The 19,403-nt window shown below is 71.5% G+C and carries 16 protein-coding genes; 5 read left to right on the top strand and 11 right to left on the bottom strand.

Features of this window, described 5'->3' with window-relative positions:
• Window positions 1-5: 5 nt before the first annotated feature.
• The 6 genes from SL103_RS24375 to SL103_RS24350 all read right to left on the bottom strand — a co-directional run bounded on the left by SL103_RS24375 (window position 6) and on the right by SL103_RS24350 (window position 8,171).
• Window positions 6-530, bottom strand: coding sequence for a MaoC family dehydratase (locus SL103_RS24375; RefSeq protein ID WP_033268330.1), 525 nt, complete (start codon window positions 528-530; stop codon window positions 6-8).
• A gap of 5 nt (window positions 531-535) precedes the next feature.
• Window positions 536-1,501 (bottom strand): HpcH/HpaI aldolase/citrate lyase family protein, encoded by a 966-nt coding sequence (locus SL103_RS24370; RefSeq protein ID WP_069571081.1) that lies wholly within the window; start codon window positions 1,499-1,501, stop codon window positions 536-538.
• Window positions 1,498-3,510, bottom strand: coding sequence for a protein meaA (locus SL103_RS24365; protein ID WP_069571080.1), 2,013 nt, complete (start codon window positions 3,508-3,510; stop codon window positions 1,498-1,500). The genes SL103_RS24370 and SL103_RS24365 overlap by 4 nt, the downstream gene beginning before the upstream one ends.
• Window positions 3,511-3,551: 41 nt before the next feature.
• Window positions 3,552-4,889, bottom strand: a complete 1,338-nt coding sequence (gene ccrA, locus SL103_RS24360) for a crotonyl-CoA carboxylase/reductase (protein ID WP_069571079.1) — start codon at window positions 4,887-4,889, stop codon at window positions 3,552-3,554.
• Window positions 4,890-5,410: 521 nt separating this feature from the next.
• Window positions 5,411-6,214, bottom strand: a complete 804-nt coding sequence (locus SL103_RS24355) for a TetR family transcriptional regulator (RefSeq protein WP_208869942.1) — start codon at window positions 6,212-6,214, stop codon at window positions 5,411-5,413.
• Window positions 6,215-6,350: 136 nt separating this feature from the next.
• Window positions 6,351-8,171, bottom strand: a complete 1,821-nt coding sequence (locus SL103_RS24350; protein ID WP_069571077.1) for a 3-hydroxyacyl-CoA dehydrogenase family protein — start codon at window positions 8,169-8,171, stop codon at window positions 6,351-6,353.
• Between the two features lie 390 nt (window positions 8,172-8,561).
• On the opposite strand from SL103_RS24350, the gene SL103_RS24345 reads away from it, so the two are divergent.
• The gene (locus SL103_RS24345; RefSeq protein ID WP_069571076.1) at window positions 8,562-9,212 is read left to right on the top strand and encodes a HEAT repeat domain-containing protein; all 651 of its coding nucleotides are present in this window, start codon (window positions 8,562-8,564) and stop codon (window positions 9,210-9,212) included.
• A gap of 51 nt (window positions 9,213-9,263) precedes the next feature.
• Here the strand turns inward: SL103_RS24345 and SL103_RS24340 are convergent, their stop codons facing one another.
• From SL103_RS24340 to SL103_RS24325, 4 genes are all read right to left on the bottom strand, one after another.
• On the bottom strand, window positions 9,264-10,139 hold the full coding sequence (locus SL103_RS24340) for a geranyl diphosphate 2-C-methyltransferase (protein ID WP_069571075.1): 876 nt from the start codon (window positions 10,137-10,139) through the stop codon (window positions 9,264-9,266).
• Window positions 10,140-10,171: 32 nt separating this feature from the next.
• A complete protein-coding gene (locus tag SL103_RS24335) occupies window positions 10,172-11,230 on the bottom strand; it encodes a family 2 encapsulin nanocompartment cargo protein terpene cyclase (RefSeq protein ID WP_069571074.1) in 1,059 nt (352 codons plus the stop codon).
• A 19-nt stretch (window positions 11,231-11,249) separates the two neighbouring features.
• Complete coding sequence (locus tag SL103_RS24330) at window positions 11,250-12,692, bottom strand: family 2B encapsulin nanocompartment shell protein (protein ID WP_069571073.1); 1,443 nt, start codon at window positions 12,690-12,692, stop codon at window positions 11,250-11,252.
• 244 nt (window positions 12,693-12,936) lie between these two features.
• Window positions 12,937-13,476: a GNAT family N-acetyltransferase gene (locus SL103_RS24325; protein WP_069571072.1), complete on the bottom strand. Its 540-nt coding sequence runs from the start codon at window positions 13,474-13,476 to the stop codon at window positions 12,937-12,939.
• A gap of 193 nt (window positions 13,477-13,669) precedes the next feature.
• On the opposite strand from SL103_RS24325, the gene SL103_RS24320 reads away from it, so the two are divergent.
• Both SL103_RS24320 and SL103_RS24315 read left to right on the top strand, forming a co-directional pair.
• Window positions 13,670-14,479 (top strand): SDR family NAD(P)-dependent oxidoreductase, encoded by an 810-nt coding sequence (locus tag SL103_RS24320; RefSeq protein WP_069571071.1) that lies wholly within the window; start codon window positions 13,670-13,672, stop codon window positions 14,477-14,479.
• Window positions 14,480-14,545: 66 nt separating this feature from the next.
• The gene (locus SL103_RS24315) at window positions 14,546-14,902 is read left to right on the top strand and encodes a MerR family transcriptional regulator (protein WP_069571070.1); all 357 of its coding nucleotides are present in this window, start codon (window positions 14,546-14,548) and stop codon (window positions 14,900-14,902) included.
• 31 nt (window positions 14,903-14,933) lie between these two features.
• On the opposite strand, the gene SL103_RS24310 is transcribed toward SL103_RS24315, so the two are convergent.
• Window positions 14,934-15,962 (bottom strand): Rv2578c family radical SAM protein, encoded by a 1,029-nt coding sequence (locus SL103_RS24310; RefSeq protein WP_069571069.1) that lies wholly within the window; start codon window positions 15,960-15,962, stop codon window positions 14,934-14,936.
• A gap of 156 nt (window positions 15,963-16,118) precedes the next feature.
• On the opposite strand from SL103_RS24310, the gene SL103_RS24305 reads away from it, so the two are divergent.
• Window positions 16,119-16,562 (top strand): SRPBCC family protein, encoded by a 444-nt coding sequence (locus SL103_RS24305; RefSeq protein ID WP_069571068.1) that lies wholly within the window; start codon window positions 16,119-16,121, stop codon window positions 16,560-16,562.
• Between the two features lie 252 nt (window positions 16,563-16,814).
• Entirely contained in the window at window positions 16,815-19,334 is a 2,520-nt protein-coding gene (locus tag SL103_RS24300) for an MFS transporter (protein ID WP_069571067.1), read from the top strand.
• The last annotated feature ends 69 nt before the right edge of the window (window positions 19,335-19,403 follow it).

Here is a 19,403-nt window from a genome sequence, read left to right as displayed (position 1 = left end):
GGCGACTACTTCTCCTTCTTGGCCGCGGGGGCCTTGAGCTCCGGGCGGCCCGGCTGTTCGCCGCCGCGCTCCTTGATGTAGGTGGCCGTGGGAACCATGACCTTGCGCCGGAAGACGCAGACCAGGGTGCCGTCCTGCTTGTAGCCCTTGGTCTCGACGTACACGATGCCGCGGTCCGTCTTGGACTTCGACGGCGTCTTGTCGAGCACCGTCGTCTCACCGTAGAGCGTGTCGCCGTGGAAGGTCGGCGCCACGTGCTTCAGCGACTCGATTTCCAGATTGGCGATGGCCTTTCCGGAGACGTCCGGCACCGACATGCCCAGCAGCAGCGAATAGATGTAGTTGCCGACCACGACGTTCTTGCCGAAGTCGGTGGTCTGCTCCGCGTAGTTGCTGTCCATGTGCAGCGGGTGGTGATTCATCGTGAGCAGGCAGAAGAGGTGGTCGTCGTATTCGGTGACGGTCTTCCCCGGCCAGTGCTTGTAGACATCGCCGACGGTGAATTCCTCATAGGTACGGCCGAACTGCATCGCGCTCATGCCTCCGGGGCTTCGAACTTGGATGTACGGATCATGCCTGCGGCCCGGCCCTTGCCGGCGACGACGAGCGCCATCTTCCGGCTCGCCTCGTCGATCATCTCGTCACCGAGCATCGCCGACCCCTTCTTGCCGCCCGCCTCCGAGGTGTGCCACTCGTAGGCGTCCAGGATCAGCTCGGCGTGGTCGTAGTCCTCCTGGGACGGCGAGAACACCTCATTGGCGGCCTCGACCTGACCCGGATGCAGTACCCACTTGCCGTCGAAACCGAGGGCGGCGGCCCGGCCGGCCACCTCGCGATAGCCATCAATGTTCTTAATCTGAAGGTACGGGCCGTCGATAGCCTGCAAATCGTTGGCCCGTGCGGCCATCAGAATGCGCATCAGAATGTAGTGATACGCATCGGCGCCATAGCCGGGCGGCTGCTCCCCGACCACCAGGGACTTCATGTTGATCGATGCCATGAAGTCGGCCGGGCCGAAGATGATGGTCTCCAGGCGCGGCGAGGCGCCGGCGATCTCGTCGACGTTCACCAGGCCCTTGGCGTTCTCGATCTGCGCCTCGATGCCGATCCGGCCGACCTCGAAGCCCATGGTCTTCTCGATCTGGGTCAGCAGCAGGTCCAGCGCCACGATCTGCTGGGCGTCCTGGACCTTGGGCAGCATGAGGCAGTCGAGGTTGGGCCCCGCGCCCTCGACGACCGTGATGACGTCCCGGTACGTCCAGTGCGTCGTCCAGTCGTTGACCCGTACGACCCGGGTCTTGCCGGTCCAGTCGCCGCCGTTCAGCGCCTCGACGACGGAGTGCCGGGCGCCCTCCTTGGCGAGCGGGGCGCAGGCGTCCTCCAGGTCCAGGAAGACCTGGTCCGCCGGGAGGCCCTGGGCCTTCTCCAGAAAGCGCGGATTGCTGCCGGGAACCGCGAGACAGGAGCGACGGGGCCGCAGGCGGGTGACAGGGGCTGTCATGCGGGGACCTCCAGGGGGTCGAGCTGGTTGGCTTTCCGGATCTCGTCGACGATACGACCGATGATCTCCGTGATGCCGAAGTCCTTGGGGGTGAAGACGGCCGCCACTCCGGCTTCCCGCAGCGCGGTGGCGTCGGCCGAGGGAATGATGCCGCCGACGATGACGGGTACGTCGTCGACGCCGGTGCGGCGCAGCCGGTCCAGGACGTCCGGCACCAGCTCGGCGTGCGAGCCGGACAGGATGGACAGGCCCACGCAGTGCACGTCCTCGGCGACCGCCGCCGAGACGATCTGCTCCGGGGTGAGCCGGATCCCCTGGTAGATCACCTCGAAGCCGGCGTCCCTGGCCCGTACCGCGATCTGCTCGGCGCCGTTGCTGTGACCGTCCAGGCCGGGCTTGCCGACCAGCAGCCGCAGCTTGCCGGTGCCGAGCTCGGCCGCCGTCTTGGCGACCTTCTCGCGGACCGCGGCCAGCGGGCTGCCCGCCTCGGCGGCGACCGCCAGGGGAGCGCTGGAGACGCCGGTGGGTGCCCGGAACTCGCCGAAGACGTCCCGCAGCGCCCAGGCCCACTCACCCGTCGTGACGCCGGCGCGGGCGCACTCCAGGGTCGCGGCGAAGAGGTTGGCGTCGCCCGCCGCGGTCTTCTTCAGCACCGACAGCGCCTCCTGGGCGCGCGTCTCGTCGCGGTTGTCCCGCCAGTCGTGCAGCCCCTGCACCACGCGTGCCTCGTTGGCCGGGTCGACGGTCATGATGGCCGTGTCGAGGTCCGCGGTGAGCGGGTTGGGCTCGGTGCCCTCGAAGCAGTTGACGCCGACGATCTTCTCCTCGCCGGCCTCGATCCGGGCCCGCCGCTCGGCGTGCGCGGAGACCAGCTGCGACTTGAGGTAGCCGGACTCCACCGCGGCCATCGCGCCGCCCATCTCCTGGATCCGCTCGATCTCCGCGAGGCAGTCGGTGACCAGGGCGTCGACCTTGGCCTCGATGACGTGCGAGCCGGCGAAGATGTCCTCGTACTCCAGCAGGTCGCTCTCGTGCGCCAGGACCTGCTGGATGCGCAGCGACCACTGCTGGTCCCAGGGGCGGGGCAGGCCCAGCGCCTCGTTCCAGGCCGGGAGCTGGACGGCGCGGGCGCGGGCGTCCTTGGAGAGCGTCACGGCCAGCATCTCCAGCACGATGCGCTGGACGTTGTTCTCCGGCTGCGCCTCGGTCAGCCCGAGCGAGTTGACCTGGACGCCGTAGCGGAACCGGCGCTGCTTCTCGTTCCGGATGCCGTAGCGCTCGCGGGTGATCTTGTCCCAGATGCGGCCGAAGGCGCGCATCTTGCACATCTCCTCGACGAACCGGACGCCCGCGTTCACGAAGAACGAGATGCGGGCCACGACGTCGCCGAACTTCTCCGGCGGCACCTGGCCGGAGTCGCGCACCGCGTCCAGCACCGCGATGGCGGTGGACATGGCATACGCGATCTCCTGCACCGGCGTGGCCCCGGCCTCCTGCAGGTGGTAGCTGCAGATGTTGATCGGGTTCCACTTGGGGATGTGCGCCACCGTGTACGTGATCATGTCGGTGGTCAGCCGCAGCGACGGCCCCGGCGGGAAGACGTGGGTCCCGCGCGAGAGGTATTCCTTGACGATGTCGTTCTGCGTGGTGCCCGACAGCTTGCTGATGTCGGCACCCTGCTCCTCGGCGACCACCTCGTACAGCGCCAGCAGCCACATGGCCGTCGCGTTGATGGTCATGGAGGTGTTCATCTGGTCCAGGGGTATGTCCTGGAACAGCCGCCGCATGTCGCCGAGGTGGGACACCGGGACCCCGACCCGGCCGACCTCGCCGCGGGCGAGGATGTGGTCGGGGTCGTAACCGGTCTGCGTCGGAAGGTCGAACGCGACCGACAGACCGGTCTGGCCCTTGGCGAGATTACGCCGGTACAGCTCGTTGGACGCCTCGGCGGTGGAGTGGCCGGCGTAGGTCCGCATCAGCCACGGACGATCCTTCTGACGCTCAGTCATATCAGGCCCGTATCTTCGGGGTTCAGGAAAGCCCGAGAGGCTCAGACGTTCCGGAACCGGTTGATGGCGTCGAGGTGCTTGGCGCGCATTTCCTCATCGCGCACTCCCATGCCCTCCTCGGGCGCCAGCGCCAGCACGCCGACCTTGCCCTGGTGGAGGTTGCGGTGCACGTCGTACGCCGCCTGGCCGGTCTCGTCGAGGCTGTAGGTCTTCGACAGGGTGGGGTGGATCTTGCCCTTGGCGATCAGGCGGTTGGCCTCCCACGCCTCGCGGTAGTTGGCGAAGTGCGAGCCGATGATGCGCTTCAGCGACATCCACAGGTAGCGGTTGTCGTACTCGTGCATGTAGCCCGAGGTCGAGGCGCAGGTGGTGATGGTGCCGCCCTTGCGGGTGACGTAGACGCTCGCGCCGAAGGTCTCGCGGCCGGGGTGCTCGAAGACGATGTCGATGTCCTCGCCGCCGGTGAACTCGCGGATGCGCTTGCCGAAGCGCTTCCACTCCTTGGGGTCCTGGGTCTGCTCGTCCTTCCAGAACTTGTAGCCCTCGGCGCTGCGGTCGATGATCGCCTCGGCGCCCATCGCGCGGCAGATGTCCGCCTTCTGCTCGCTGGAGACGACACAGATCGGGTTGGCGCCGCCGGCCAGCGCGAACTGCGTGGCGTACGAGCCGAGTCCGCCGCTGGCGCCCCAGATCAGGACGTTGTCGCCCTGCTTCATGCCGGCGCCGTTGCGGGAGACCAGCTGGCGGTACGCGGTGGAGTTCACCAGGCCCGGCGCCGCCGCCTCCTCCCAGCTCAGGTGCTTGGGCTTGGGCATCAGCTGGTTGGACTTGACCAGCGCGATCTCGGCCAGTCCGCCGAAGTTGGTCTCGAAGCCCCAGATGCGCTGCTCGGGGTCGAGCATCGTGTCGTTGTGGCCGTCGGAGGACTCCAGCTCGACGGACAGGCAGTGCGCGACGACCTCGTCGCCGGGGCCCCAGGCGTTGACGCCGGGACCGGTGCGCAGCACGACGCCGGCCAGGTCGGAGCCGATGACGTGGTACGGCAGGTCATGGCGCTTGGTGAGCGGGGAGAGCTTGCCGTAGCGCTCCAGGAACCCGAACGTCGAGAGCGGCTCGAAGATCGAGGTCCACACGGAGTTGTAGTTCACGGAGGAGGCCATCACGGCCACCAGCGCCTCACCGGGGCCGAGTTCGGGCACCGGCACGTCCTCGACGTGCAGCGACTTGCGGGGGTCCTTGTCCTTCGTGGGCAGGCCGGCGAACATCTCGGCCTCGTCCTTGTGCACGGTCACCGCGCGGTAGGACTCGGGGAGGGGCAGTGCGGCGAAGTCCGCACCGGTCGCGTCGGGGGAGAGGATTGCGTCCAGGATCTTGTTCACGGTGTGCCTCCGGCGAAGCTCGTTTTTCTGGGAAACGGCTTGAGGGAACGTCGGGGGTGGAGCGGGAGGTGGTGCCGTCGGTTCGGCCGGGGTGGCGCCGCTTCCGTCGCCTCTGCGGTGGTCGCAGAGCCGTCGGCCGCGGTGCCTGGCAGCGCTGTGGTGAGCGCGGTGCCCAGCGGCTGCTGGGGGTGCCTGTGACGCAGGCGTCCGGGCGGCCAGCCGCGTACGGCTGGTGGGACAGCCGGCGCGCGATGGTTCGCTGCGCGCCGGCCGCCCGGACACCCTCAACGTATGACACCGCGTGCCAGTCGACAAGACACTGAGTGCCAAGAATTTCTCTCAGATGTCATCCGGGGGGCACGCATGAGCAACAGATGCCCCGATCGGAGGCATGGTCGTCACGCAAAGAAATCCCGCCACTGCGCAGCGTACGCAGAGGCGGGATTAGGCCGTTCGGGTCGCGGCCCGGTCCGTGCCCGGGCTCCGGGCCGCGACGGTGTGCGGTGGTGGAGGTGCCGCCGCTACTTCCGTTCCTTGATGGCCTTGCGGATCGTGCGCATGACCTCCTCCAGCGGGGCGTCCGTGCGGGCCACCGCGACCAGCACCTCGCCCTCCCTGGAGACGGCCGCCGGGGGCTGCTCCCCGGTGGTGGTGCGGCCGGCGCCGATGCCGGCGCCGAAGGTCTCCCGGACGATCTCGAAGGCGTGGTCGAGCTGTGCCTCGACATCGCCCTCCGCGCCGGCCCGCAGCCAGCGCCGCAGGACGTGGTTGTGCGCGGTGACCACGGCGGACGCGGCGACCTCGGCGAGCAGCGGGTCGTCGTCGCCCTCGCGGTGCGCGCCCTCGTCGAAGTGGCCCAGCAGATAGCGGGTGAACAGCCGCTCGTAGCGGGCCACCGAGGCGATCTCGGCCTCCCGGAGGGTGGGTACCTCGCGGGTGAGGCGGTAGCGGGCCACCGAGACGGCCGGGGAGGCCGCGTACATCCGCATGACCTCCTTGATGCCGCGGCAGACCGTGTCGAGCGGGTTCTCGTGCGGCGGGGCGGCGTCCAGGACGGCCTCGGCCCGTACGAGGGTGTCGTCGTGGTCGGGGAAGATCGCCTCTTCCTTGGAGCGGAAGTGGCGGAAGAAGGTGCGCCGGGCGACGCCCGCGGCCGCCGCGATCTCGTCGACCGTCGTCGCCTCGTAGCCCTTGGTCGCGAACAGCTCCATGGCCGCCGCCGACAATTCGCGGCGCATCTTGAGCCGTTGCGCGGCCGCGCGGCGAGTGCCGGGAGAAGTGGCGTCGGGGGTGTCGGAGGGCTGCGTACGAGCGGGCTGGGACATGTGGGGACGGTACTGCATATTTACGCGACCTGCGGCATGAGGTGCCGCCACCGCCCTTGTGAGCGGGGGTGGACCGCCATCGGGTTCCAGCAGTCCACCCCAGCCTCCCCCTGCCGGGCGGGGGTGGCGCCACGGGTCAGCGCCGGGCGTACTCACGGAAGCCGCGACCGGTCTTGCGGCCGAGGCAGCCGGCCGCGACGAGGTGCTCCAGCAGCGGCGCCGGGGCGAGCCCCGGGTCGCGGAACTCGGCGTGCAGCACCTTCTCGATGGCCAGGGACACGTCCAGGCCGACCACGTCGAGGAGTTCGAAGGGGCCCATCGGGTAGCCGCCGCCGAGCTTCATGGCGGCGTCGATGTCGTCGAGGGTCGCGTAGTGCTGCTCGACCATCTTGATCGCGTTGTTCAGGTACGGGAACAGCAGCGCGTTCACGATGAATCCGGCCCGGTCGCCGCAGTCCACCGGGTGCTTGCGGACCTTGGTGCAGACCGCCCGCACGGTGGCGTGCACGTCGTCGGCCGTCAGGACCGTACGCACCACCTCGACCAGCTTCATGGCGGGTGCCGGGTTGAAGAAGTGCATGCCGATGACGTCCTGCGGGCGCGAGGTGGCGCGGGCGCAGGCGACGACGGGCAGCGACGAGGTCGTGGTGGCCAGCACGGCGCCGGGCTTGCAGACCTTGTCCAGCGTCCGGAACAGCTCCTGCTTGACCGCGAGGTCCTCGGCCACCGCCTCGACCGCCAGATCCACGTCGCCGAACGCGTCGAGCGACCCGGCCGGGGTGATCGCGTCCAGCGCGGCGTCCCGGGCCTCGGCGGTCATCCGGCCCTTGTCCACCGAGCGCCCCAGCGACTTGGCGATCCGGGCCTTGGCCTGCTCCGCCTTCTCCGCGCTGCGGGCGGCCAGCACGACCTTGAAGCCCGCCTTGGCGAACACCTCGGCGATGCCGCTCGCCATCGTGCCGGACCCGGCGACGCCCACGGCGGCGACCGTACGGCCGGTGCCGAGCGCGTCGGCGGGGGCCGGGCTCTCCGCGTCCGGGACCACCGTGCCGCTGCCGGGGGCCTCGTAGGTGTAGAAGCCGCGGCCCGCCTTGCGGCCGGTCAGCCCGGCCTCGGCCAGCTGCCCCAGGATCGGGGCGGGCGCGTGCAGCCGGTCCTGGGACTCGGCGTACATCGCCTCCAGGACCGTACGGGCGGTGTCCACACCGATCAGGTCGAGCAGTGCCAGCGGGCCCATGGGCAGACCGCAGCCGAGCCGCATCGCGGCGTCGATGTCCTCCCGGGTCGCGTACTTGGACTCGTACATCGCCGCGGCCTGGTTGAGGTAGCCGAAGAGCAGGCCGTCGGCGACGAATCCGGGCCGGTCGCCGACCGCGATGGGGTCCTTGCCCAGGTCGCGGGCGAGCTGGGTGACGGCCGCGACCGCGGTCGGCGCGGTGAGGACCGAGGAGACCACCTCGACCAGCTTCATGGCCGGCGCGGGGTTGAAGAAGTGCACGCCGAGCACCCGCTCGGGGCGCTGCGAGTCGGCCGCGAGCCGGGTCACGGACAGGGCGTTGGTGCCGGTGGCGAGGATGGCGTCCGGGCGCACCACGGCGTCCAGTTCGGCGAAGACCCGGCGCTTGAGGTCGTAGTCCTCGGGCACCACCTCGATGACGAGGTCGGCGTCCGCGGCGGCCTGCAGGTCGGTGAAGGTGCGGAAGCGGGCCAGCGCGTCCTGGCGCTCGCGCTCGGTGATCCGCTCCCGCCGCACCGCGCGGGCGGTGGCGGCCTCCAGGGCGGCGACGGCACGGCGGGCCGCGGCTTCGTCGGTGTCGATGCCGATGACCTCGCGGCCGGCCCGGGTCAGGACCTCGGCGAGGCCGGTGCCCATGGTGCCCAGCCCGACGACGGCCACGGTGGCCAGGGACAAGGGGGCGGCTTCAGTTGGCAGATCAGGGGTGGAGTGAGGGCCCATCGCGAGACTCCTGAGGGTGTTCCCCTGAAGGCAGGGGAGAAGTGACGACTGAGGGTGTCCGCGCGGACGCGTGGCCTGGGAAAGGCGCGGCGGCGGAGCCGCGGCAGGACGCCGCGAGCGGCCGCAGCGCTGCTGGCAGCGCCGGCGGGAGCGGAGGTGGGGCGGGCCCTGTCCCGGGGCCGTGCCGTCGTCTCCGTAGGTGTGTCGTGCTGTGCCGAACCGACTTCACTCTGTGGCGGCTGCGTCACCAGGCCGCCCGAGCAGGGGTGCTGCTCGTCCCAGCAGGTTAACCGGTGGGTAACCAGAGCGCCAGGGGTAGTCGGGGTCATTAGGCTGTGGTGCAGGCCACGTCGCAGGGACCGGGGCGGCCCGGCGGGAGGGAAGCGGCAAATGGAAGACGAATTCCACGAGTTGACGGACCGGGTGCGGGCCGAACTCCGCTCCCCACAGGACCTGGTCGCCTACGAGCGGTTACTGGGGCTGGCCCGCAAGAACACCCCCGCCGGGCGGGAGGAGCTGGCCCGGATGCTGGTCGCCGTGGAACGCCCGCTGTGGGCCAGGGAGATCGCCGCGTTCATCCTCGGCTGCGCCGGCGACAAGCGCGCCTTCGAGACGCTCGTCCTGCTGCTGAACTACCGCGATCCGGTGCGCTGCGCGACCGCCGCGCACGCGCTGAGCCGGCTCGGCGACCCGCGGACCGCTCGTGCGGCGGCCGCGCTCGCCACCAACCCGCTGCGCACCGCCTACGCCCTGCACCCGGTCCGGTTGCTCGCCGAGCTGCGCGCGCCCCAGTCCGTACCGGCGCTGATCGCGACGCTGGAGCGGCTGCTGACCCCGCACAACCCCTACTGGCGGGTGGCGCTCGCCTGCGTGGAGGGCCTGGGCGCGCTGGGCGACCGGCGGGCCGTCCCGGCGCTCACCGCCGCTGTCGCGCACCCCCGGCTGGCCGCCGCCGCGGCGGCGTCGCTGGCACGGCTGGGGGTGCACGAGGTGCCGGAGCAGCGCGGCAGCGGGACCACGCCGGCGGAGCGGGAGACCTGAGGACCTCGCCGGGGCCGCGCCGCGCCGACGCGCGACGCGGCCCCGGCGTCCTCACACCCGGTCGGCGGCGATCAGCAGGTACTGGAAGCTGCCGTTGCGGTAGGCGTTGAGGAAGGTGTCCTCGATGCCGGTGACCAGATGGTCGGCCTCCCGGCGCAGCTCCCAGTACGGCAGCGCGGCCGCCGTCAGGTCCTCGACGTGCACCGGCACGAGCCGGTTGCGGGCCATCGCGCGGAAGTACGCAGAGCGGGGATGGATGTCGCAGATGTAGTGGGCGTTGATCAGCGACACCTCGCGGGAGGCGCGCCCGTAGGCGTCGTTGTAGCAGCCGGTGATCACCACATAGCGTCCCCCGCGCCGCAGCAGCCGCGCGTGCTCGGCGAAGAGCAGGTCCAGCTCGACGTACATGGACGACTCGTTGTTCCAGGACGCCGCGTACGCGCCGGCGGTGAAGCCGGTGTCGAGCATGTTGCGGTGGTGGTAGCGCACCTTGTCGTCGATGCCGCGCTTGCGGGCCTGCTCGTTGGCGAAGTCCGCCTGCTTGGCGGAGATGGTGGCCCCGTCGGTGTGGCAGCCGTAGCGCTGGTGCGCGACCACGCTGCCACCACCGCGTCCGCACCCGGCGTCGAAGACCCGGTCGGCGGGGGAGACGTCGCCGAGGTGGGAGGCGAGGAGTTCGGCCTGGGCGTGTTCCAGACGGTGCAGTTCGGCGGTGACCCGCTCCCGGCGCCGGTCGGGGTCCGGCTCGTCGAGCACCGACCGGTCGGCGTCCCCGATGCCGTAGTGGTGGTGGTAGAGGTCGTCGATCTTTCCGAGTTCGAGGTTGACCGGGTTTTCCTCGGCGTTCCAGTAGTCCGCGACGCGGGACTGGTACGTGGACTGGGTCGGCACCGGTGTGCGGGCGGTGTCGGCGTGCGCGATGGTCAACGGTGACTCCTTGCTGTGGTGCGCGGTGCGGTCTACCAGTAGTTCGGCAGCTGGTAGCGGTCGGTGTTGGTGGCGTGCCACTCGTGGTTGCCGGAGACCCAGTCGGCCAGGCCCTGGAGGTACCGTTCGACGAGGGGAGAGGTGGCGGCCAGCAGGGCCGACTCCGTCTCGAACGCCTCCATGATCTGGTTGTGGATCTCGACGCTCTTCAGGTACGCGGCCTTCAGTCCGCGTTGGTCGTTGGCGGCGACCACTTGCGGCAGGTTCAGGTGGTGGGGATCGCTCGCCAGCTCCCTGGTGAACGAGTACAGGTCGTTGACGATGGTCGTGGCGTTGCAGGCCAGCGCGGTGACCCGCTGGATCTCGGGACGGGCGTAGAGCGCCTCGGGCAGCTCGTAGCCGTCGATGGCGTCGACGATGGACAGACAGGGGCGGAAGTTGTTGAACTGCCGCATCACCAGGTACTCCCAGACCTTGGGCGCGTGCCGCGTCTCCGCCCAGGCGGCCTCGGCGAGGTAGCCGAGGTGCAGCCGGGCGATGTCGTGGACGAACCGGTCGGTCTGGCTGGGGGTGGCGAGGGCCGCGTAGTCCTTCAGGGCCACGTGGTACGAGCGCAGCGGCCCGTCGGCCTGCACGCCGCGGCGCCACTCCGCCTCGTGTTCGGGGGTGCCGTGGTACGGGTCGAGGGCCGATTGGGCCAGGATCAGCCGGCCGCCCAGGCCGCGGTGCGCGCCGCCCCTGCCCTCGTCCTCCTCGCAGTAGCAGTTGTCGACGATGTTCTCCGCCAGCAGCAACTTGCCCGCGGCGGTGAGGCGTTCGAGGTCGGCGGCACCGGGGTGCTGGAGGACGACGGCCCGGCCGAACTGGAACTCCGCGAAGTCCCCGCTCCACTCCGAGGGGAACAGATCCAGCTCGCGGGCCCAGGTCTCCAGTCTGCGGTCGATCTCCCTGACCTTCTCGGGGTCGGCGGGGGCGGCGGGCCGGTACCTCAGCCCGGGGACGGCGCCGCCGCGCCGGTTCCGCGGCGCGGGGGCGATTCTCGGCGGGCCGGGCAGGGTGAACCCGGCGGTGGTGTGCGGGGGCGTGCTCATGGTTCGGGACTCCACCGGGTCAGTCGGCGTTCCGGCCGATCTGGACGTTCTCCAGGACCCCGGCCGCGTCGGGCACGAGGATGGCCAGCGAGTAGTAGGCCGTGACGAGGTACTTGATGACGGCGGCCTGGTCGATCCCCATGAAGCGGACATTGAGGCCGGGCTGGAACTCCTCGGGGAGGCCGGTCTGGTACAGGCCGACGACGCCCTGGTCCGCCTCACCGGTGCGCAGCGCGATGATGCTGCTGGTGTGCGTCTCGCTGATCGGGATCTTGCCGCACGGGAAGATCGGGACGCCGCGCCAGGCGGGGACCTCGTGCCCGTCGACGTTCGCGGTGCCCGGCACCAGGCCGCGCTTGTTGCACTGCCGGAAGAAGGCGGCGATCGCCTTCGGGTGGGCCAGGAACAGCCGTGTCTTGCGGCGCATGGACAACAGCTCGTCCATGTCGTCGGGGGTGGGCGGGCCGCTGTAGGTGCTGATCCGCTGCCCGTAGTCGGCGTTGTGCAGCAGCCCGAACTCCCGGTTGTTGACCAGCTCCCACTCCTGGCGCTCGCGGATCTCCTCCACGGTGAGGCGGAGTTGCTGCTGGGTCTGGTCCATCGGCTCGTTGTAGAGGTCGGCGACCCGGCTGTGCACCCGCAGCACGGTCTGGGTCAGGGAGAGCTCGTACTCGCGCGGGGCGAGGTCGTAGTCGACGAAGCCGCCGGACAGCGTGGGCTCGCCGACGTGGCCCGCCCGCACCGGAACCTCCGCCTCGCCCTTGCGGTTCACGGGGCGCTGCTGCCGCTCCGCGTACGCCGTCAGATGGGCGGCCAGGGACGGCACCCGGTCGGTGAACTCCCGCAGCACGTCCCAGGGCAGCACCATCAGGACACCGGCCGTCTCGGCCCGTACCGAGCTCTGCCACAGCGGGGCGGGCCGGCCGAGCGCCTCGTCCCCCATCTGGTCGCCGTCCGTGACGACGCCGATGACCTCCTCCTCGCCGTACTTGCCGGCCGTGTAGCGGGCGAAGCGGCCGTGCACGACGAGGTACGCCTCGGTGGCGGGCTCCCCGGCCTCGAAGAGCACCTGGCCGGCCCGCACCTCCCGGACCCGGAAGCGGCCGGCGATCTCCTTGAGGACCTCGCCGTCGTCGTAGCCGCGCAGGGCGGGCAGCTCGGTGAGCGTCCGCGGGATCACCCTGATGTCGTCCGCACCGTTCTGCTCGAACTCGACACGGCCCCGGCCGACGCGGAGTTGCAGACGCCGGTTGACCCGGTAGGTGCCACCCTTGACGTCCACCCACGGCAGCGACTTCAGCAGCCACCGCGAGGTGATGGCCTGCATCTGGGGCTCGGACTTGGTGGTGGTCGCCAGCTGACGCGCGGCCTGTGTGCCGAGGCTGGTGGGCGCACCGTCTGCGGATGGTTCGAGAGCGGGCTCGTCGGTGGCGGAACCGGTGACACTGTCCGGTACGGACACTTTCCCTCCCGGGACGTGAACAGAAGTGAGCAGAACGGCCGGTGGGGAACGAGGTGGCCGTGTGCAGGAGTAAGCCAAACAGGAGGGAGGGCACGCCGATACGGCGTGAAAGGGGGCGGACTCGCGCCCAGGAGTCATAAACCTCAGAAGGAGGCAAACGGGCGCACGGCGCGTTCGCCGCACGCCGTCCGATCATGGACTTCGGGGGCCGCCGCTCCAGCGTCCCCGACGGTGTCCACCGTGGCTACGGCGTCCCCGCGGTCAGCGGGCGCCGGTAACGCAGCTCGGGGACGCTCCGGCCGCCCACCTCGTACGTCTCCTCCACCCCGTCCGGTTCGAAGCCGGCCCGCTCGTAGAACCGCCGGGCCCGGGTGTTGCCGCGGACCACCCACAGGTAGAGGGCGCGGAACCCCTTCGTCCCGGCGTGGTCCGTGGCGGCGGCCAGCAGGGCGCGTCCGACGCCGGTGCCGATCAGCCGGGGCGTCACGTACAGGGCGAACAGCTCACCGGCGGTCGGCCGGGGCGCGGGCAACTCCTCGGCGCCCGGGGCGATGTCGGGATCACGGGCCGGGCCGACCGACGCCCAGCCGATCACCTCGCCGGCCGCCTCCGCCACCAGGTCGGCCACCTCCGGTGACCGGCGCGCGAACCACGACCGCCGCCGCTCGGCGTCCGCCGTCACGCTCATCGCGTCCAGATACGCCTGCGGCATCAGCCCGCGGTAGGCCGCCTGCCAGCCGCGGACCCGGACCGCCGAGACCCCGTCGACATCGGCCTCGGTCATCTCCCGTATGCGCACGGGGTGCGGCTGCCGGTGCCCGGAACGCGTACTGCCCGTGGAACTGTTCATGCCGGAGAGGGTAGGGGCACGGTCAAGCGGATTACCGAGAGCGCCGCGGTCCGCGGGGAGTCCGGCCGGCCGACGGGGGAGGTGCCGCTTGACCTTGTCACAGGCGTCAGGGTTTGAGACTTCCGGCATGGAACGCACCACGCAGACCGGGCCGGACATGCCCGGAACGGGATCGGATCGCAGGGTCGTGCTCGTCACCGGGGCCGGTACCGGCATCGGACGCGCCACCGCGCTCGCCTTCGCGGCGGAGGGGGCACGGGTGGTGGCGGTGGGCCGCCGGGCCGAGCCGCTGGCGGGGGCGGCCGACGCGGCAGCGGCGACGGACGGCTCCGGGGGCGGCGGGATCACGCCCTGCGTCGCCGACATCACCGCGGACGGGGCACCCGAGGCCGTCGTCCGCCACGCGGTGGAGCGGTACGGCCGGCTCGACGTACTGGTCAACAACGCCGCGGTGGTGGGCGACGGCGCGCTCGGCAGCTACACCCGGGAGGGCATGGCGCCCCTCCTGGCGACGAATCTCGTCGCCCCCGTGCTGCTCACCCAGGAGGCCCTGCCGCACCTGGAGCGGACCGGTGGGGTGGTGGTCAACGTCAGCACCTCCGTCGGCCAGCGGGGCTGGCCCGGCAACGCGGTCTACGCGGCGACCAAGACCGCCCTCGAACTCCTCACCCGCAGCTGGGCGGTGGAACTCGCACCGCGCGGCGTCCGGGTCGTCGCGGTCGCTCCCGGCGCGATCGAGACGCCGATCGCGCTGCACCAGGGCTGGTCCGCGGAGCAGCGGGCGGCCGTACGGAAGTGGCAGATCGCGCACACACCCATGGGCCGGGTGGGCCGCCCCGAAGAGGTGGCCTGGGCCGTCACCCGGCTCGCCGCGCCCGCCGCCTCGTTCGTGACCGGGGTGGTGCTGCCGGTCGACGGGGGAGCGGTGGTGGGCTGACGGTTTCCGTCCGCCGGCCGTCCTGTAGAACGGTGCGGAAACCGGCGGCCCCCGGAAGGAGCCCTGATGCGGATCGGCGAACTGGCGCGGATCACCGGCGCGTCGCCGCGCGCGCTGCGCCATTACGAGCGCGAGGGGCTGATCGCCTCCGAGCGGGGCGCGAACGGCTATCGCGTCTACGACGCGCGCACGGCCGTACGGGTGCGCAACATCCGGCATCTGCTGACGGCCGGGCTCACCCTCGCCGACGTCCGGTGCTTCGCCGTGTGCCTGGACGGCGACCTGACCACCGCCCCGCCGTCCGCCGAGGGGCTGCGGATCGCCCGTGAGCGGCTCGCCGCGATCGACGAGCGGATCGCCGCCCAGACGGAGGCGCGCGACCGTCTGGCGCGGGCCCTGGACGCGGTGGTCCCCGCGGGGTGAGCGGGCGGTCCTGCCGGGCCGCCGTCAGGCGTCAGAGCAGGGTCAACTGGGTGGGTTCCGCGGCGGTTCCGGCCGGGTCGGCCGCGGGGACCGGGGGCGGCGGGATGCGGCGGGCCGCGCCCGGCCGGGTCGGCCCGATGCCGTACTCCGTGGCGAGTTCGTGGACCTGGCGGGTGATCCGGCGCTGGTACCACTTGGGCGCGTAGGCGCCGTCCGCGTACATCGTCTCGTAGCGCCGCACCAGCTGGGGGTGGTGGTGGCCCAGCCAGGCCATGAACCACTCCCGGGCGCCGGGCCGCAGGTGCAGCACCAGCGGGGTGACGGAGCCCGCGCCCGCCTCCGCGACGGCGCGGACCGTGGCCCGCAACTGCTCCGGGGTGTCGCCGAGGAACGGGATCACCGGGGCCATCAGGACACCGCACGGGATGCCGTGCGCGGTCAGCGTACGCACCACGTCCAGCCGGCGGTCCGGTGCCGGGGTGCCGGGCTCGACCGTGCGCCACAGCTCGCGGTCCAGGAAGCCGACGGAGACCGAGATGCCGATGTCGGTGACCGCGGCGGACTGCCGGAGCAGCTCCAGGTCGCGCAGGATCAGCGTGCCCTTGGTGAGGATCGAGAACGGGTTGGCGTGGTCGCGCAGCGCCGCGAGGATGCCGGGCATCAGGCGGTAGCGGCCCTCGGCGCGCTGGTAGCAGTCGACGTTCGTGCCCATCGCTATGTGCTCGCCGCGCCAGCGGCGCCCGGCCAGCTCGCGGCGGAGCAGCTCGGGGGCGTTGACCTTCACCACGATCTGGGAGTCGAAGCCCAGCCCGGTGTCCAGGTCGAGATAGCTGTGCGTCTTGCGGGCGAAGCAGTAGACGCAGGCGTGACTGCAGCCGCGGTAGGGGTTCACCGTCCATTCGAACGGCATCCGGGAGGCGCCCGGTACGCGGTTGACGATCGAGCGGGCGCGTACCTCGTGGAAGGTGATCCCGCGGAACTCGGGGGTGTCGATCGTCCGGCTGACGACGTCCGTGCCGAACAGCGCGGAGGGGCTTTCGCCCAGATTTTCCCAGCGCATCGGGCCTCCTTCTGGATCCTGCCGACCCCCCGTTCGTCATAATAGAACACGTGTTCCCTTGTGGTTCGTCAACCCGGATTTTGGGCGTGCCCCCCAGTGGTGGTTGGCTTGGCGGCGATCGCAGGACCGGCAGCCGACTACTGGAGGAAGACGCACATGGGGCAGGTCGAGGCCACCACGCAGCGCGAGATCGCGGCGGACCCGGAGGACGTGTTCGACGCGCTCGCCGACTACGCCGGCACGCGCCGGCAGCTGCTGCCGGAGCACTTCAGCGAGTACGAGGTCCGCGAGGGCGGCGACGGCAAGGGCACCCTCGTTCACTGGAAGCTCCAGGCCACGAGCAAGCGGGTGCGCGACTGCCTGCTGGAGGTCGACGAGCCGACCGAGGGCCAGCTCGTGGAGAAGGACCGCAACTCCTCCATGGTGACCACCTGGGTCGTCACCCCGGCCGGTGAGAAGCGCGCCAAGGTCGTCGTCACCACGACCTGGCAGGGCGCCGGCGGCGTCGGCGGCTTCTTCGAGCGGACCTTCGCGCCGAAGGGTCTCGGGCGGATCTACGACGCGCTGCTCGCCAAGCTCGCCGCCCACATGGAGAAGTGACGCCGCGTCACTTCCGTCACCTTGGGCGCGTGTCGTCACACTCACCGGTTCGGGTGGTTTCCGGTGAGCCGAAGTGTGCGGCCCGTCGGAACGCTTCCGTACCGAAAGCCCTGATGGGAGCCCAATGGGCGCCCGGGGCAACGTACTTGACGTCCGGTCCCGCCCGGCAGATCCCCCTTCGTCCCGCTTGATCGCTGTTGTCGCCCGATGCGAGAAATTGGGCGGCAACAGGCGTGACGAGGGGAGCAGTACGTGGGCGGGACCACCCTGAGCGCGCGGGCCGGCCGGACCGGCCCGCCCGCGCCCGGCGCGACACCGGCTCCGGCCGCCGCCGCGACGCGAGCGACCGGACCGGGCGGGGGCGCGCCGGTGGCGCTCGGCCCGCGCCGCTTCCGCGCGGTCTTCCTCGGGCTGATGCTGACGCTGCTGCTCGCGGCCCTCGACCAGACGGTCGTCGCCACCGCGCTCCCGAAGATCGTCGGCGAGCTGCACGGCCTGGGCTCGATGTCGTGGGCGGTGACCTCCTACCTCCTTGCCTCGACCATCGGCCTGCCGCTGTACGGCAAGCTCGGCGACCTCTTCGGCCGCAAGCCCGTCTTCCTCTTCGCCATCGTCGTCTTCACCGCCGGCTCGGCGCTGGCCGGCTGGTCCCGCACGATGCACGAACTGGTGCTCTTCCGGGCCGTCCAGGGCGCCGGCGGCGGCGGGCTCATGATCGGCGTGCAGGCGATCATCGCCGACGTCGTGCCGCCCCGGGCCCGCGGCCGCTACCTGGGGCTGATCGGCGCGGCCTTCGGCATCGCCTCCGTGGCCGGGCCGCTGATCGGCGGATTCTGCACCGACCACGTCTCCTGGCGCTGGTGCTTCTACCTGAACGTCCCGTTCGGCGCGCTGACGCTGCTGCTCATCGCCTTCGTCCTCAAGCTGCCCCGGCCCGCCGGCCGCCCCAAGCTGGACATCGCCGGCGCGCTGCTGCTCGCCGCCTTCTCCACCTGCCTGGTGCTGCTGACCAGTTGGGGCGGCACCGAGTACGCCTGGAACTCGCGCGTCATCCTCGGCCTCGGTGCCGGAGCGCTCGGCACCGCCCTGCTGTTCCTGGCCGTCGAGTACTTCGCGGCCGAACCGCTCATCCCGCTGCGGCTGTTCCGCGACTCGGTCTTCAACATCACCGGCCTGATCGGCGCCGCCGTCGGCCTCGCGCTCTTCGGCGCGGCGAGCTACCTGCCGACCTTCCTGCAGATGGTCGACGGCGCCTCCGCCACCGCCTCCGGGCTGCTGATGCTGCCCATGATGGGCGGCATCGTGCTGGCGTCCGTCGTCTCCGGCCTGCTGATCAGCCGCACCGGCCGCTACAAGGTCTTCCCCCTCCTGGGCTGCGCGGCGGCCGCGGTGGGGATGTGGCTGCTGACGCGACTCCAGCAGGACACCCCGCGCGAGGTGTACAGCCTCTGGATGGGCGTCCTCGGCCTCGGTCTCGGCTGCGTGCTGCCGGTGCTGGTGCTCGCCGTGCAGAACTCCGTACGCCGCTCCGACCTGGGGACCGCGACCAGCGCCAACAACTACTTCCGGCAGATCGGCGGCAGCGTCGGCGCGGCCCTCTTCGGCACCCTCCTCGCCGACCGGCTGGCCCGCCGCCTCGACGACCGGCTTCCGGCGTCGACGCGGCTGCCCGATCCGGAGTCGATCACCCCGCAACTGGTGCGCGCGCTGCCCGCCTCGCTGCGCGACAGCTATGTCGCCGCCTACGCGCACGCCATGCCGGGGATCTTCTTCTACTTCGTGCCGGTGCTCGTCCTGGGCTTCGTGCTCGCCCTCTTCCTGAAAGAGAAACCGCTGGTGTCCCACACCTCTCATGCCCCGCAGGCCGCCCCGACCCCGCACCCGCCGTACGGCGACGGGGCCGACACCGCCGCCGTGCCGCAGGCCCGTCCCGCCGCCGACCAGTCGCCGGTCAACTCCCGTGGCCCCGCCGGCAGTTACCGCAAGGGCCACGCCTACGCGGCGGCCGGCCACTCCGGCGTCCCCGTCTGCGGCACCGTCCAGCACCACGACGGCTCCATCGTGCCGCGCGCCGCACTCACCCTGATCGACGTCGCCGGGCGGCAGATCGGCCGCGGCGCCACCGGCGAGGACGGGCGGTACGCGCTGAGCACGCCGGGCACCGGCTCGTACGTGCTCATCGCGGCGGCCGGCGGGCACCAGCCGCAGGCGGTCAGCGTCACCGTCGGCGAGCGCCCGGTCGAGCTGGACGTGGTGCTCGGCGGCGCCGGGCGCCTCGCGGGCACCGTCACCACCGGCGACGGCACCCCCGTCCGCGACGCCATGGTCACCCTCACCGACGTCCGCGGCGAGGTCGTCGCGACCACCCGCAGCGGCCGCGAGGGCGGCTATGTGATCGGCGAGTTGGTGGCCGGCGAGTACACCCTCGCCTCCAGCGCCCCGGCGTTCCGCCCGGCCGCCCTGCCGGTCACCGTCCAGGCGTCCCGGGAGACCCGCCAGGACATCGAACTCGCCGGCGGGGCGGTGCTGCGCGGGACGGTCCGGGCCGGCGGCGGGCGTCCGGTAGAGGACGCCCGGGTCACCCTCCTGGACGCCGCCGGCAACGTCGTCGACACCGCCACCACCGGCCCCGACGGCCTGTTCCGCTTCGTGGACCTGTCGGCCGGTGAGTACACCGTGATCGCCGCCGGATACCCGCCGGTGGCCACCGTCCTCCAGGTGGCCGGCGGCGGCCGCACCGAACGGGACCTGCAACTCGGCCACGAGGACTGAGCGTCCGCCTCCCGGCGCGGCGGACGGAGGCGCTCGCCCCGGCCGCCGCGCCCTATATCCCTTGCCAAG

The organism is Streptomyces lydicus, from assembly GCF_001729485.1.
Classification (GTDB): Bacteria; Actinomycetota; Actinomycetes; order Streptomycetales; family Streptomycetaceae; genus Streptomyces; species Streptomyces lydicus_D.
This window is presented reverse-complemented; position numbering and strand designations above follow the sequence as displayed.

Bases quoted from the DNA above. Each gene is read 5' to 3' on its own strand.
- SL103_RS24375 (WP_033268330.1), bottom strand. From the start codon at position 530: ATGCAGTTCGGCCGTACCTATGAGGAATTCACCGTCGGCGATGTCTAC.
- SL103_RS24370 (WP_069571081.1), bottom strand. From the start codon at position 1,501: ATGACAGCCCCTGTCACCCGCCTGCGGCCCCGTCGCTCCTGTCTCGCG.
- SL103_RS24365 (WP_069571080.1), bottom strand. From the start codon at position 3,510: ATGACTGAGCGTCAGAAGGATCGTCCGTGGCTGATGCGGACCTACGCC.
- SL103_RS24355 (WP_208869942.1), bottom strand. From the start codon at position 6,214: ATGTCCCAGCCCGCTCGTACGCAGCCCTCCGACACCCCCGACGCCACT.
- SL103_RS24350 (WP_069571077.1), bottom strand. From the start codon at position 8,171: ATGGGCCCTCACTCCACCCCTGATCTGCCAACTGAAGCCGCCCCCTTG.
- SL103_RS24345 (WP_069571076.1), top strand. From the start codon at position 8,562: ATGGAAGACGAATTCCACGAGTTGACGGACCGGGTGCGGGCCGAACTC.
- SL103_RS24335 (WP_069571074.1), bottom strand. From the start codon at position 11,230: ATGAGCACGCCCCCGCACACCACCGCCGGGTTCACCCTGCCCGGCCCG.
- SL103_RS24325 (WP_069571072.1), bottom strand. From the start codon at position 13,476: ATGACCGAGGCCGATGTCGACGGGGTCTCGGCGGTCCGGGTCCGCGGC.
- SL103_RS24320 (WP_069571071.1), top strand. From the start codon at position 13,670: ATGGAACGCACCACGCAGACCGGGCCGGACATGCCCGGAACGGGATCG.
- SL103_RS24315 (WP_069571070.1), top strand. From the start codon at position 14,546: ATGCGGATCGGCGAACTGGCGCGGATCACCGGCGCGTCGCCGCGCGCG.
- SL103_RS24310 (WP_069571069.1), bottom strand. From the start codon at position 15,962: ATGCGCTGGGAAAATCTGGGCGAAAGCCCCTCCGCGCTGTTCGGCACG.
- SL103_RS24305 (WP_069571068.1), top strand. From the start codon at position 16,119: ATGGGGCAGGTCGAGGCCACCACGCAGCGCGAGATCGCGGCGGACCCG.